Below are 13362 nucleotides of genomic sequence, written 5' to 3' on the forward strand. Positions count from 1 at the left end.
GGGCGATTAGACGAACAGCCCGAGTCCTGTTGAGTGGTAGACGGACCCAAACGGGGCGTCGAGACGCACCCAGCGCCCCGCGGTGGACACTCGCAGGTGGCGCGGGATGTCAATGGGGGCAGCAAAGCCCGGGATAAACCCCAGCGACGTGCAGGTAAAAATCATTCGCATGGGGATCTCCACCGGGCTTGCAGACTCCGCATCGGCGGTCAGCACCGTCGAGTCCAACAGCGACTTCGGCGGCCCCATCGGCCCGGAAAATTGGCGGGCGAGCTCTCGCCCCTTGTCGGCGAGCTGGCGCGCCACCGAAACTGGCACCTCGTCGCGCACCGTGAACCCCTCACGCGGGGGCAGCGCGCCGGGCCAGTTGGGGTCCCGCGCTGCACCAACTTCGGCGCGGCCTGCCTGCAACGCAGCCAACAGATCGCTTGCCGCAACCACTGCCCCATCGCGCGAGGCCTCGCCGCTCACCCGGCGCGACGCGATGCAGTCGAAGGGGGTGGTGACATAGACGTCGACCGCGGGGGCGCCTGCGTCGAGCGACTGGAACCGGGCCGACGCGGAGGCGTCGAGGCCGGTGGCCCGGCCGACCAGCGCTGTCAGCCCCGGAGCACCGTCCGTAATGCGGAGGGACTCCATTTACTCCTCGCCAGCTTCGTCGATGCTCGAGGCAACGCGGGTCAGGATGCCGATTTCCTTCTGGGTGATCTGTCGCGGAGACGTCGTCGCGGTGTCCACGGTGACCTGCACGGTTTCCACCACGCAGCAGATGTGGCCTTGCGCGTCCTTAATCTCCTGGCGCGTGGTGAAGGAGGTGTTGCCCAGCCGCACAACCTCGGTGTCCACGGTGACCTCGGTCGTGTTGGGCAGCAGCGGGCGGATGTAGTCCGCGTCAACGCGGCGGACAAACACGACGAACTCGTGGCCCTGCGCCTCGAAGAACTGCTGCGCAAACGCCAGGCGCGCCTCCTGGGCGAGCTCGATGTAGGCGGAGTTGGTGACGTGGCCGTACCGGTCAAAGTCGCCCCAGCGCAGCGAAACCTTGTGAGTATGCGGGGCCCCGGCGCCGTTCGCGCTTGCGGTCTCGCCGTGTCCTGGTTGCTCAGCCATATTCTCCACTCCAAACTTCGCGGGTATGCGGTGCACGTACTGCCGACATGCTACCCCACAACCAACGCCCCGCCACGGAACCAGTGTGAGCTGGCCCTCGGGGCGGGGCGTGAAGCGGGAGGCCGGGTGGCGTCGAGAAGCGTGTGCCTAGCGCGTCAGCTTGCGGTGCGTGACGCGGGACGGCTTCGCGGCCTCTTCGCCCAGTCGCTCGACCTTGTTCTTCTCGTAGTCGCCGAAGTTGCCTTCAAACCAGTACCACTGGCCTTCCTCAACGTTGCCTTCCCAGGCGAGAATGTGGGTGCAGGTGCGGTCCAGGAACCAGCGGTCGTGCGAGATGACCACGGCGCAGCCCGGGAACGCCTGCAGCGCGTTTTCCAGCGAACCCAGGGTTTCCACGTCGAGGTCGTTGGTGGGCTCATCGAGCAGGATCAGGTTGCCGCCCTGCTTCAGCGTGAGCGCCAGGTTGAGACGGTTGCGCTCACCACCGGAGAGGACCTTGGACGGCTTCTGCTGGTCAGCGCCCTTGAAGCCGAAGGCGGACAGGTACGCGCGCGAGGGCATCTCGTTCTGGCCAACGTGGATGTAGTCCAGGCCGTCCGAGACGACCTCCCACACCGTCTTCTCCGGGTCAATGTTGGCGCGGTTCTGGTCCACGTAGGACAGCTCTACGGTGGAGCCCACCTCAACGTCGCCGGAATCCGGGTCCTCGAGGCCCACGATGGTCTTGAACAGGGTGGTCTTACCCACGCCGTTCGGGCCGATCACGCCGACGATGCCGTTGCGCGGCAGGGTGAACGAGAGGTCCTTGATCAGCGTGCGTCCGTCGAAGCCCTTGTTCAGGTTTTCCACCTCGACGACCTTATTGCCCAGGCGCTGCGGGGTCGGGATCTGGATTTCCTCAAAGTCCAGCTTCTTGTACTTCTCCGCCTCTGCCGCCATCTCTTCGTAACGCTCCAGGCGGGCCTTGTTCTTTGCCTGGCGAGCCTTCGGCGAGGAGCGAACCCAGTCCAGCTCCTTCTTCAGGCGCTTCTGCAGCTTCTGGTCCTTCTTGCCCGCGACCTGGAGGCGCTCCTGCTTCTTCTCCAGGTAGGTGGAGTAGTTGCCCTCGTACGGGTAGAGCTGGCCACGGTCAACCTCGCAGATCCACTCCGCGACGTTGTCCAGGAAGTAGCGGTCGTGCGTCACGGCGAGGACGGCGCCCGGGTAGTCCTGGAGGTGGCGCTCCAGCCACAGCACGCTCTCCGCGTCGAGGTGGTTGGTCGGCTCGTCCAGCAGGAGCAAGTCGGGCTCGGAAAGCAGCAGCTTCGCCAGCGCCACTCGGCGCCGCTCACCACCCGACAGGTTGGTCACCGGGGAATCCGACGGTGGGCAGCGCAGTGCTTCCATCGCCTGCTCGATCTTGGAGTCGACCTCCCACGCGTCAGCCGCGTCGAGCTCCTCCTGGAGCTTGCCCATTTCCTCCATGAGCTCGTCGGAGTAGTTGGTCGCCATCTCTTCGGCGATCTGCTCGAAGCGGGCCTTCTTCTCAAAAATGTCGCCGAGGCCCTCCTCGACGTTCTCGCGGACCGTCTTCTCCTCGTTCAGCGGCGGCTCCTGCAGCAGGATGCCCACCGACGCGCCGGGCTGGAGGAATGCCTCGCCGTTGTTCGGCTGGTCAATTCCTGCCATGATCTTGAGCAACGACGACTTACCAGCGCCGTTGGGGCCCACGACACCGATCTTGGCGCCGGGGTAGAAAGCCATAGTGACGTTGTCCAGAATGACCTTGTCACCGATGGCCCTGCGAACGTTTTTCATCGTGTAGATGAATTCAGCCACGTGAAGTCCCCTCTTGTGAATTCGACTGCGAAATTGGCGTAAATGCTTTCCACAGACTACATCATTTCGGGGCCTCCACATGGCCTGACTGCCTGCACCAGACCAAGCATCGCGCGCGGGGAAGCAGCGACAGATCAGCGTTGGGTGAAGTGACGGTTTAGAACGGCACCCCCTCGGCGTCCGCGGAATCCGAAGAGTCTGCGGAATCTGCTGCGTTTGCGCCACCCGCGCCGCCACCGCCGGCGGCCGCGCCGACCAACACGGGCTCGCGCTCTTTGGCGCGCTTCGCGTGCCCGATGGCGTCTTCCTCGCTCATCAGCCGGTCAGTAACGTCCCCGCGACTGTCGCGCGTCAGTTCCTCCGTTGTCTTCGCCCGAAGCGGTTCCTGCCCGGCCAGCGTGTTGCCAACGGGCTCGCTACGCACCGAGCTGACCTGGTGGCGGGCCAGGTCGAACGCAACTTGGGTCGCCTTCAGCACGATCTTTGAGCGCTTGAGCTTCTCCTGCTCGGCACCCTCCGGCGCGTCAACCAGCCACGTTTCCGTCACCAACTTGCCGCAGACGGAAACCGGTAGTCCCCGCTTCAGCGACGCCGCCACGTTGGTGGCGAGCTGCCCCCAGCATTCGACATCGATATACAGCTGATCCACATCCTCCCACAGCACCTTCCCGGAGGAATCCTTTTCCTCCGTCGGGCGACGGCGCGAGGTGGCGAGGCGAAATTTGCACAGCACCGAATCGGTGTCCTTAAACACGCGGAGGTCTGGGTTATCAATCAGGTTGCCGTGGATGTGAGTGTGCAAGTGGCTCATGGGAGAGCCACCCCCTTTCCTAAACTTTGACGTTTGTTTCGTGCAACGGGGCGTCGACAAGCGTTTGCTCCGTTACGAGCATTTTTACACGAAACGTACGAAATAGAAAGGGGTGGCGCAAAAATAGCGCAAAACGGCAGCTAGCGGCGGTTGTATTGCGCGAGCATCTCGTTGTATTGGCGCCATTCCTCGTCGTCTGTTTCTTCTGCCTTGCGGTCGGATTCGATCGCCTCCCGGTTGTCCTCCGCAAACCACGCGCGGAACAGCTGCGCAAACACGATGACCAGCGGGAACGAGCCGGCCGCCCAGCCGATACCGCCGCCCACCTTTTGATCATCAAGCAGGTCCGGATCCCACGGAAGCTGGAGCGACTGGTAGAAATCCTCGCCCAGCACGAAGTTGAGCTGCATCAGGTACACGCCCATAAAGAGGTGGAACGGCATGGCGATCCACAGCCACGCCAGGCGGACTTTCGCCGAGTGACGCGCGGGCAGCTCGTCCGGCCCAATGAGCTCCCAGAAGTAGAAGTAGCCGGAAACAAGGAACACGGCGTTCATGATCACGTGGCCCGCGTGCTCCGAGATCATCAGCTCATACAGCGAGGGGAAGACGTACATGACGTAGAAGAGCACGAGGAACTGCACCGCGGACACCGGCGGGTAGGTGATCACGCGGACGAAGCGCGAGTGCTGGAAGCTCTCCGCCCACAGGCGCGGGTTGAACTCGCCGGCCGGGTAGGCCTCGCGGACCAGCGTGAGCGGCGCGCCGAGCACGAAGAAGACGGGAGCGCCCATCGAAAGGATCATGTGCACTGTCATGTGCGTGGAGTACGCGGCCGCCATGTGCATCCCCAGCCCGGAGCTCAGCGTGACCACCACCGTGGCGCAGCCGAGCAGCCACCACGCCGTGCGAGACGCGCGCCATCCGGACACGCGGCGCACCAGGTGCAGGTAGTACACGGCAAGCAGCAGCGCGATGACGCTGTACAGCAGCTCCGGGCGCCACTGCGTCAGCCAGTTGCCCCACGTGAGCGGCTCGGCAAGGTTGTAGCCCAGCGCCACCTGCATCGCAGTCAGGTCCGGGTCCAGCGGCGGCGGGGGTGGGGTGCGCCCGAGTGTGACCGACAGGCCCGCAATTGCCGCCATGACCACGACCTCCACGAGGGCGAAGCGGGTGAACGCGCCGGGGCGCGAACCCAGCTGCGGCAGCGTGAGCTGGCGGTGCGCATATCCCATCAGGCCGAGCACGAGGATGCCCGCAAACTTGATCACTAGCACCCAGCCGTAGGCGTAATCGAGTAAGTCGGACAGCCGCACCCGAATCAGCGCGTTGGTCAGCCCAGATACCAGCATGACCAGCAGCGCGAACAGGGCAACCGCGGAATACCGCCGCGCCGCCGCCTCCAGGTTGGGGCCCAGCCTGCGGCCGTGCGCCACCAGCGCCATCAGACCGCCGACCCAGATGAGCATGAACGCCAGGTGCCAGATCAGCGAGTTCGTGCCAAAGTCGTGGCTTCCGCCCGACGCCGAGTGGCCCGTCAGCGCCAGTGGCATTATCGACGCCAACGCACCCCCACACAGCGCCACCTGGGAGAACCAGCTGCGCGCCAGGAGTCCGCACACGCCAACGACCGCGGCGATGATGGCGGTGACCAGCCACACCTTCGCGTCGGCCACCTGCTCCAGCGCGACGGACCAGGCACTGAGCTGGAAGACGACCTCCCCGAGCGGTTCGCCGGAGACGTCGGAAAGCACGAGCGGAATCATCGTCAACCCGACAAGCGCGATGCCAAGCTGCGCCCAGCCGCCGGTCCGCGACGCGATGATCCCGTCGACGGTGAGCTGCGCGCCGTTCAGATCCGCGCCCTCGCCGCGCCGCGTCGGCGGGATCAGCCACGCGGTGAGGAAGAACGACCCCACCGACAGCGCAAACAGCAGCCAGGCGACGCCGCGCAACGCGGGCAGGCCGGCAGTGGTCAGCGCACCGGGATCAGGGATGCCGAGCGCGCTTAACGACGCCCCCGCGAACGATTGCGCCACCGCACCCGCCACCACCGCGGCGATCACGCAGACTGCAACGTACACCGGCCAGGCGGGCCGCACTGCCCGCTTGTGAACTCCCGCTTCAGACATGCCCCCTACCCTACTTTTGATTGATTGGGGTGCCTAACTGGCCTTGCGCTACAATAAGCGGGCTACACGGAGCGCCCGGGCGTACGGGCGCCCTCGTGAGCGCTGCCCCCATAGCTCAGTGGATTAGAGCATCCGGTTTCTACCCGGCTGGTCGCGGGTTCGAGTCCTGCTGGGGGCGCTTTTTGTTGGGGTGAAAACCACTGCTAGGAGGAGTTTCGGCGCTTCCGTCGCAGCATGTCCACCGCCACCGCGGTGCCGAGGATTGCCGCATGCTGACGCTGGTCCAGGCCCGGCTGGAAACTAATCCGGTACGAGGTCTTGCCCATAAACGCGCGCCCCATGCCCGTGTACTCTGCATTAATGCTCGCGATCGGCTGCCCGTTGCTGGTCAGGTCAAAGTTGAGGGCGAGCAGCTTGCCATCAATCTGCACGCCGGGAAAGCCGGCGATCTCCAGGTCAAGCTTGGTGCGCAGCAGGGAAAACTTGCTGCGCAGTGTAGCGAGCACCATGTCGGGCTCCGCCAGGCGCACCTCGTAGGAGTCCCGGAGGAAATTCGCCGGGTCGGTCACGCCAAGCACGAGGGTGCCTTGGGCGTCGCGCACCTCCACCCCGCGCGAGCCACGGAACATATCGGCGAGCTGCAGCGTTTGCCTCGCTGTGCCGACGAGCTGGCCCTGCCCGTCGGTGATTTCAAATTCGTCGGTACCAAGTGCCTTGGTCTGGCTGAAAATCAGTTCATCTCGATCAAGCATGACGCCAGGCTACCGCCACGGCAGCCACCACGCTTTCCGATGCGGCGGCGCGTGCCGCGTCTCAGGCTTCTCTTCGTCGACCTCCGGAGTCGCCTCAGGCTTCTCGACGACTACGTCTTCCCGGTCTTCCCTTAGCTCGTGGGCCCGTGGTACTCCTCCGCTTCCGACGCATCCGGTGCGTCAGGTGCTTCTACCAGCTCGGCGTCAGTGCCGTCGGTGGCGTCGGCGGCGTCAGCGCCGTCAGTGACGTCACGCCGCACTTGCGTTCATGCCAGGCCGAACTTCTTCACGTTCGCGTTCACGGCCGTACGCAGGAGCGCCAGGTTGGTCCGGGAGGAGTCGACTGCCACGTAGATGAACAAGTCATTTTCCAGAATCTTGATCAAGTGGAACTGGTCGGTCAGGGTAAGCAGCATGTCCTGCAGGCCACCCTGGATGCCCAGCGCCTCCATGGTCTTGAACTTGGCCTTCACCATCTCAGAGTTGTACGCAGCCGCGATGTCCAGGTCGAAGTCCGGGTAACGGGAGGTGGACACCAGGGACATACCGGTGTTGATGTCGACGACAGATGCGCCAATGAAGCCGCTGAGGTCCTCAGAGACGGCGTTGAGGAAGTTGTTGAGATTCTCCTGCTGGGACATTCGATTCCTTTTCGTATTCTCGTGTAATTGCTGGTCACGGCGCACAGGTACGCGCCCGTTTGGGACGGTGGAAGTGCACGCTGGCCCGGATTGCCACCACAGAATACCGCAATATTAGACAAATGGAAAGAAAAGTCTGATAATTTGGGTGTCACTCCCCAAACTGAACCTGAGGAAATGATATGACCCAAACGCCCGCCACTGGGCGGCGCCACGGAAAGGCCGAGGACATCACCGCCGATGACCTGGACCCGCACCTGACAATGCCCTCGGACGCCATCATTGGCGCGTACTCAGATTCCGAGGTCGTCTTCGTCGGCCCGGTTGGGGTTGGCAAGACGACGGGAGTCGCGACCATCTCGACGGTGACGCCCATCAATACTGAGGCGCACGCCAACGCTTCCGACGACTTCATCGCGCAGACCAAGACAACGACCACCGTGGGGATCGACTTCGGCGTCTGGGACCGCGCCGACACCACGCGCGTGGCCGTCTTCGGCACCGCGGGCCAAGACCAGTTTGATGATGCGCGCACCCCCGCCCGCAACCCGGCCGCGGCGCTCGTGGTCTGGCTCTTCGGGCTCCCGCAGCTCCTGGAACAGCAAGTCGTGCACTGGCTGGAGACCATCGGGAGTTTGGACGCCTATCACCGCACCACCTTCGCGGTGAACTTCATCGATCCGGATGGGCCTGACCCGCTCCCGGTCCTGCGCGATTTCCTTTCCACGGCCGGCCACTCCGACATTCCCGTGGTGGCGGCCGACCCGCGCGCGCACGACGACGTGGCGCGCGTTATTGACCTCGCCCTGACCAGACTGGAGGATTACCTGTGACCGCGACGCTTGAAAACACGACGACCACGCCGGCCACAGACGGCCTGGAGGACGGATTGTCGGAAGCCATGAAGGATGACGTCAAAGCTCAGATTGGGCGCCACCGCCGGGTGCGCGGCACCGATTTCGCCACGAACGACCTGGCCGCCGCTGCTCTGCCATACATGTCGCGCATGCGCCACCAGGTACCGGGAATCTACGCAGTCGTCCTCGGCACCGGCGACGGCACCCACGTCTGCTCGATCGGCCTCGGCGACGCGCTCGACGCCGCCCGGATCAGCGCCCTAAACTCATCGATGTTTGGCACCGCCGGGGCGCAGGCCGCGATTGTGGACCCCTCCCGCGACCCCAATGAGGCGAAAGGCGAAGGACGCGACGCAATCGTTAGCGTATCGCTGCCAAACGACGAGGTCATCGCACTGGCAAAAGTGGCGCACCCGCCCGTCGGCCACCTGGTCCTGGCTGTTTTTGCCCGCGATGTACAGCTGGGCATGGTGGTCCACCACGCGCGCACCTCCGCGCAGGCGCTCTCGGAGTGGCTGGACGAGGAGTAATCCCGCTTGACGATGCCCCGCATTCTGATACACTTTCCACCATGGAAAACATGGAGATGCAGGGTCGGCAAACTACGACAAATCAGCACGCCAGAGACAGAGACAAGGACACAGCCGCCTCCGCCCGCGAAGCACTCGAGGCCATCCGCAGCACCGAAGCGCGCACCAAGGCATCCCAACCCGTGCCGTGGCTGAGCATCGTGGCGACCAGCCTCTGTTTCGGCGCCGGCATGTACTTCACCCTCGTTGGGCACGCCTGGGGCCTGCTCATCCTCCTCGCTGGTGTGGTGGGCATCATCTGGATCGAGCTTTCCGCCAAACGCGGGGTGCGCACCGCGATGAAGCAAGAGGTCCGCGAGGATCCGAAGCTCAATTGGAAAGCTGTCGTCATTCCTCTGCTCGCATACCCCCTCATGACGCTCGCTGAAGGAATCGGCACAGTGGCCTGTGCCATCGTCGCGGCAGCCACAACAATTGGCATGATCGCCGCCTACGGCCTGACCTGGAACAAGTACCATGACTAACCCCGTCATCCACCCCATCAACCGTTTGAAGATTTGCGCGGCGCTCAACGCCGGCGGCGCCATCGAAGGCGAGACGCGCTACGAAATGCGCTTCAGCACGCTTCGTAACGCCACCCAGCTTTCCGACGCCACGCTATCCAAACAACTCAACGCCCTGGAGGAAGCCGGTTTTGTGACCCGGTTCCGCGAGTACGGCTCGACACGGGCGAAGGACACGGTGTGGGTCACGCTCACCAGGGAGGGGCGCGAAGCCTTCCAGGCGCACATGGAGGCGTTGGAGGCGCTGGCGAGGGGTGAGGTGGGCGTCGAGAAGCACTAGCCCAGGTACCCTGTAGACTATGACTTTTCCAGCCCCCGAAATTGACTCTTATGCCCTGGTGACCGGCGCGTCACAGGGCATTGGCGAGGCGGTGGCGCGCGACCTCGCCGCCGCCGGCTACAACCTGATCATCGTCGCCCGTCGCGAAAACGTGCTCATGGAGCTCGCCCACGAACTGAGCGACGCGCACGGCGTCAACGTTGAGGTCGTGGCCGCCGACTTGGCCAAGGAGCGCGACGTGGACGCGCTGCTCGCGCACATTGCGACGCGCAAGGTGACGCTATGCGTGAACTCGGCGGGCATCGCCAGCTTCGGCCCATTCATGCGCCAGGACTGGGGCTACGAGACGAACCAGTACAACCTGAACTCCACCGCCGTGTTCCGCATCACCAAGGCTGTGCTGGACCAGATGGTGCCGCGGGGCGAGGGGGCGCTGTGCAACGTCGGCTCGGCAGCAGGCAACATCCCCATTCCCAACAACGCCACCTACGTGTTCACCAAGGCTGGTGTGAACGCGTTTACCGAGGCCCTGCACTTCGAGCTCAAAGATTCGGGCGTGCACTGCACCCTGCTTGCACCGGGCCCCGTGCGCGACGCGTACATTCCGGAAGAGGAGCAGTCCATCGTGGACAAGGTCGTACCGGATTTCCTGTGGACCACCTACGACTCGTGCGCCCGCGACACGCTGCGGGCCATGCGCGCAAACAAGCGCCGCGTGGTCCCCGGCCCGCTGTCCAAGGCGATGGACGTGGTTTCCACCTACGGGCCGCGCGGCGTGATCGCCCCGCTCGTAGGCAGCTTTTACGCAAAGATGGGAGAAGAGTAACCGTGGACATCCACGCAAAAGACAACCGGATCGTTTGGGTCGACTTGGAGATGACCGGGCTGGATACGCACCGCCACGTGATCGTCGAGGTGGCGGCACTGGTGACCGATGCCGAGCTCAACATTTTGGACGAAGGCCTGGACATCGTCATCGGAGCGACCGAGGCCGAGCTCGCTGAGATGGATGACTTTGTCACCAAGATGCACACGGATAACGGGCTGCTCGACGAGATCAAGGCGTCGACCGTCACCATGAAGGAGGCCGAGGACGCCGTCCTGGCACTGTTGGACAAGCACTGCGATAAGGCGCACCCCGCTCCCCTAGCGGGCAACTCAATTGCCACCGACCGCGCCTTTATCCGCGAGCAGATGCCGCGCCTCGACTCGGCCCTGCACTACCGCATGATCGACGTCTCCACTGTCAAGGAGCTCACCCGCCGCTGGTTCCCGCGTGCATACTTCAACCAGCCCGAGAAAGGCATGGCGCACCGCGCGCTCGCGGACATCGTGGAATCCATTCGCGAACTGGACTACTACCGCCGCTCCGTGTTCGTGGAATCTCCCGGCCCGGAGACCCCGGAAGCTGAGCACGCAAGGGACGCTGCCAATAGCGCCTACCAGCCGTTTTTGTGATTTAGAGCCCGCGTACTAAGGTAGTTCCCGCTGCTGAAAACGCAGCGATGGTGGCTGTAGTTCAGCTGGTAGAGCACCAGGTTGTGATCCTGGGTGTCGCGGGTTCGAGTCCCGTCAGCCACCCCAAAGTTACCCCGTGACCTATACAAACAGGTCACGGGGTGTATTGCTTTCTCGGTCGACCGCGCCCTACGGCGCCTGTTCGCCGCGCCCGCCGGTACGCACGCGGATCACGTCGTCGACCGGAGAGATCCAAATCTTGCCGTCGCCAAACGTCCCCGTGGATGCCGCCCGAAGGATGGCGTCCACCGCCCGGTCGGCCAGCCCCTCCCCCCGTGACAATCTCGAGCTTCAGTTTCGGCACGAAGTCCGCTGCAACCTCTGCGCCGCGGTAGACCTCGCCGCGCCCACGAAGTTGCCCGCGGAATCAGCGATCTGGCCCCCTGACCCCAAATGCCTGCAGCGGGGTGGCCACGATCCCGGCGATGTCGTCTCCAGCGTACGACGCCGACCATCCCCACAACACGTAGACGACGGGGACGACCGCCATCGCGGCGAAGGACGTCACCATCATGATCAGCACGTTCTGCCGACCCGCCATCCCTCCGTAGAACAGCGCGAGTCCGGGCATCATGAGCAACACCAGGGAGGCGCTCATGAGCATCCACGCGGAGTTCCCTGACGCCGCCAACAAGCGAGAAGGCAAAAAACGCTCCAAGCACAATCAGTGCCTGGAGCAGATCGCTTGTCGACGCCTACGCGCCACCAACCTTACGCATTGGGATCCTCGGTTCCACCCGAGCGCATCTCCCAGTCCATGTTCCAGTAGCCGAGCCCGTCGTACGGCGTGAGCGTGCCACCGTATGTGTTCTGTACAGTCACCACATCACCGCGCTTCACGTTCTCCTGGAACCACTGCGCGTCCGCCATCGACGCGTTAATGCAACCGTGCGATTGGTTCGTGTTGCCGAGCGCCCACATCGCCCACGGCGCGGCATGGAGGTAGATGCCGGAGTAGGACAGCTGGGTCGCGTACGACACCGGGGTGACGTAGCCCCCCTGCTCGAGGCCGAGACCATAGGTGCGCGAATCCATCACCAACGAATTGTGCATGTCGCCCACAATGAAGGTGCCGTTCGGCGTATCACGCGAGTTATCGCTACCCATTGATACCGGGAAGGACTTCACCAGTTCGTCATTTCGGTAGAACTTCAGCATCTTATCCGCGTTGTCTACCACAGCCTCGACCTTGTCACCAATGGTAAAGCTGTGCTCGACGTCTTCGACGCCGTAGACCCCGCCGCCCATATCCTTGCCGTAGACGTTGGCAGCGACAGTGACCTCGGTGCCAGGCTCCCACAGATCCTTCGGACGCCAGCGCAGCTCGTAGGGATCGAGCCAGAAAAATCCACCCTCGGTGTCGTTGGAGGTCTCCACGTCGATGAGCTCCTCAACGGCCTTCGTGTCCTGAATCGGCACGTCGAAGCGGAACGTGATTGCTTGCCCCACACCGACGTTGTCACCGTCAAGGGGACCCAGGTACACGTTGGTCTCAGCCGCCGGAACCACCGTGGTAAAACTCTGCTTCACCTTCTGGCCCGCAGCATCTTCAGCCTTGACGGTGTACGTGCGCCCGTAACCGAGCGGCTCCACCGTTTCCCACTCAGTCTTCTCATCGTTCATCTTCGCCTTGATAACCTTGCCGTCCTCGTTGGTCATCACCACAGACGACAACCCCTCATCCGACGTCACGGTGACGGACTCACCAGGCTCAGCATCTTCAGCACCGTCATCGAAAGAGAATTCCGGCGGATCCGGCTTCGGCTCCTCTGCCGCTTCCTGCTCCTCGGTCTTGGCAACGTGCTGTGTTTCAACCTCATTCGTCTCACCGATCGTGCACGACACCAGTGTGGTGGCCATCGCGGCCGCCGCAACGACGCCAGCTGCCCGGCGCACCACTTTCCCTACACACATGAACGCTTTCCTACCTCCAATATCGCGTTGTGCATTGCAACTACCCTATCTGCCAAAAGCACCCAAACGCTACTTCAATTCACTTGGAAAAGATTACAATTTGAACACTACGAAAAAGGCTCGTGACCTGGCGATTTCACCCCCTGCAAGGAAAGGTGTTATTGTTTTCAACGTCGCCGAGAGCGACAGAGAGAAAAACAAAATACGCGCCATTAGCTCAATTGGTAGAGCAACTGACTCTTAATCAGTGGGTTCGGGGTTCGATTCCCTGATGGCGCACACTGTCCTCAGTCGCGACATAGTTGACAACTCAGTCGCGACATGGTGGACAAACCGGTGCCTCGGTTTTTATTTTTCCGAGGCACCGGTTTTGTGTTTTAGGTCAGTGGGGGTTGGCCTTTTCGCCAGTATGGTTTTTGGTAGTTGCGGGATGTGT

At 63.2% G+C, this 13362-nt stretch carries 17 protein-coding genes and 3 tRNA genes; 9 read left to right on the top strand and 11 right to left on the bottom strand.

Annotated features, from left to right (window positions below; genetic code table 11):
• Positions 1–6: 6 nt before the first annotated feature.
• The 5 genes from EAW56_RS04245 to EAW56_RS04265 form a co-directional block, all read right to left on the bottom strand.
• The gene (locus EAW56_RS04245) at positions 7–639 is read right to left on the bottom strand and encodes a DUF8185 domain-containing protein (RefSeq protein WP_095547436.1); all 633 of its coding nucleotides are present in this window, start codon (positions 637–639) and stop codon (positions 7–9) included.
• Positions 640–1110, bottom strand: a complete 471-nt coding sequence (locus EAW56_RS04250) for an acyl-CoA thioesterase (protein ID WP_095547437.1) — start codon at positions 1108–1110, stop codon at positions 640–642.
• A gap of 147 nt (positions 1111–1257) precedes the next feature.
• Complete coding sequence (gene ettA, locus EAW56_RS04255) at positions 1258–2928, bottom strand: energy-dependent translational throttle protein EttA (protein ID WP_095275411.1); 1671 nt, start codon at positions 2926–2928, stop codon at positions 1258–1260.
• Positions 2929–3085: 157 nt separating this feature from the next.
• Positions 3086–3739, bottom strand: coding sequence for a single-stranded DNA-binding protein (locus EAW56_RS04260; protein WP_095546473.1), 654 nt, complete (start codon positions 3737–3739; stop codon positions 3086–3088).
• Between the two features lie 140 nt (positions 3740–3879).
• Positions 3880–5871 (bottom strand): bifunctional copper resistance protein CopD/cytochrome c oxidase assembly protein, encoded by a 1992-nt coding sequence (locus EAW56_RS04265; protein ID WP_122085262.1) that lies wholly within the window; start codon positions 5869–5871, stop codon positions 3880–3882.
• Positions 5872–5975: 104 nt separating this feature from the next.
• Here EAW56_RS04265 and EAW56_RS04270 point away from each other — a divergent pair.
• Positions 5976–6049: transfer RNA gene (locus EAW56_RS04270), tRNA-Arg, on the top strand.
• A 25-nt stretch (positions 6050–6074) separates the two neighbouring features.
• Here the strand turns inward: EAW56_RS04270 and EAW56_RS04275 are convergent.
• The 3 genes from EAW56_RS04275 to EAW56_RS04280 all read right to left on the bottom strand — a co-directional run bounded on the left by EAW56_RS04275 (position 6075) and on the right by EAW56_RS04280 (position 7264).
• Positions 6075–6623 carry an LURP-one-related/scramblase family protein gene (locus tag EAW56_RS04275; protein WP_122085264.1) on the bottom strand — a complete coding sequence of 183 codons (549 nt, stop codon included), beginning with the start codon at positions 6621–6623 and terminating at the stop codon, positions 6075–6077.
• A 131-nt stretch (positions 6624–6754) separates the two neighbouring features.
• On the bottom strand, positions 6755–6883 hold the full coding sequence (locus tag EAW56_RS13115; RefSeq protein ID WP_279629693.1) for a hypothetical protein: 129 nt from the start codon (positions 6881–6883) through the stop codon (positions 6755–6757).
• Between the two features lie 6 nt (positions 6884–6889).
• Positions 6890–7264 (bottom strand): hypothetical protein, encoded by a 375-nt coding sequence (locus EAW56_RS04280; protein WP_095275406.1) that lies wholly within the window; start codon positions 7262–7264, stop codon positions 6890–6892.
• Between the two features lie 182 nt (positions 7265–7446).
• On the opposite strand from EAW56_RS04280, the gene EAW56_RS04285 reads away from it, so the two are divergent.
• From EAW56_RS04285 to EAW56_RS04315, 7 genes are all read left to right on the top strand, one after another.
• The gene (locus EAW56_RS04285) at positions 7447–8097 is read left to right on the top strand and encodes a hypothetical protein (protein ID WP_122085266.1); all 651 of its coding nucleotides are present in this window, start codon (positions 7447–7449) and stop codon (positions 8095–8097) included.
• Positions 8094–8651, top strand: a complete 558-nt coding sequence (locus EAW56_RS04290) for a roadblock/LC7 domain-containing protein (protein WP_244213350.1) — start codon at positions 8094–8096, stop codon at positions 8649–8651. The genes EAW56_RS04285 and EAW56_RS04290 overlap by 4 nt, the downstream gene beginning before the upstream one ends.
• 41 nt (positions 8652–8692) lie before the next feature.
• The gene (locus EAW56_RS04295) at positions 8693–9175 is read left to right on the top strand and encodes a hypothetical protein (RefSeq protein WP_133064024.1); all 483 of its coding nucleotides are present in this window, start codon (positions 8693–8695) and stop codon (positions 9173–9175) included.
• The gene (locus EAW56_RS04300; RefSeq protein WP_095537374.1) at positions 9168–9494 is read left to right on the top strand and encodes a transcriptional regulator; all 327 of its coding nucleotides are present in this window, start codon (positions 9168–9170) and stop codon (positions 9492–9494) included. The genes EAW56_RS04295 and EAW56_RS04300 overlap by 8 nt, the downstream gene beginning before the upstream one ends.
• A 19-nt stretch (positions 9495–9513) precedes the next feature.
• On the top strand, positions 9514–10320 hold the full coding sequence (cmrA, locus tag EAW56_RS04305; protein ID WP_095555036.1) for a mycolate reductase: 807 nt from the start codon (positions 9514–9516) through the stop codon (positions 10318–10320).
• A 2-nt stretch (positions 10321–10322) separates the two neighbouring features.
• The gene (gene orn, locus EAW56_RS04310; protein ID WP_255395997.1) at positions 10323–10952 is read left to right on the top strand and encodes an oligoribonuclease; all 630 of its coding nucleotides are present in this window, start codon (positions 10323–10325) and stop codon (positions 10950–10952) included.
• Between the two features lie 50 nt (positions 10953–11002).
• Positions 11003–11078, top strand: a tRNA-His gene (locus EAW56_RS04315).
• Between the two features lie 63 nt (positions 11079–11141).
• Here the strand turns inward: EAW56_RS04315 and EAW56_RS04320 are convergent.
• The 3 genes from EAW56_RS04320 to EAW56_RS04330 form a co-directional block, all read right to left on the bottom strand.
• Positions 11142–11294, bottom strand: coding sequence for a P-II family nitrogen regulator (locus EAW56_RS04320; protein ID WP_415528528.1), 153 nt, complete (start codon positions 11292–11294; stop codon positions 11142–11144).
• An 85-nt stretch (positions 11295–11379) separates the two neighbouring features.
• On the bottom strand, positions 11380–11610 hold the full coding sequence (locus EAW56_RS04325) for a hypothetical protein (protein WP_415528529.1): 231 nt from the start codon (positions 11608–11610) through the stop codon (positions 11380–11382).
• Positions 11611–11723: 113 nt separating this feature from the next.
• A complete protein-coding gene (locus tag EAW56_RS04330) occupies positions 11724–12926 on the bottom strand; it encodes a L,D-transpeptidase (RefSeq protein ID WP_095547445.1) in 1203 nt (400 codons plus the stop codon).
• Positions 12927–13132: 206 nt separating this feature from the next.
• On the opposite strand from EAW56_RS04330, the gene EAW56_RS04335 reads away from it, so the two are divergent.
• Positions 13133–13205 (top strand) — tRNA-Lys (locus tag EAW56_RS04335).
• Positions 13206–13362: the final 157 nt, after the last annotated feature.

The organism is Corynebacterium gottingense, assembly GCF_003693265.1.
Lineage (GTDB): Bacteria > Actinomycetota > Actinomycetes > Mycobacteriales > Mycobacteriaceae > Corynebacterium > Corynebacterium gottingense.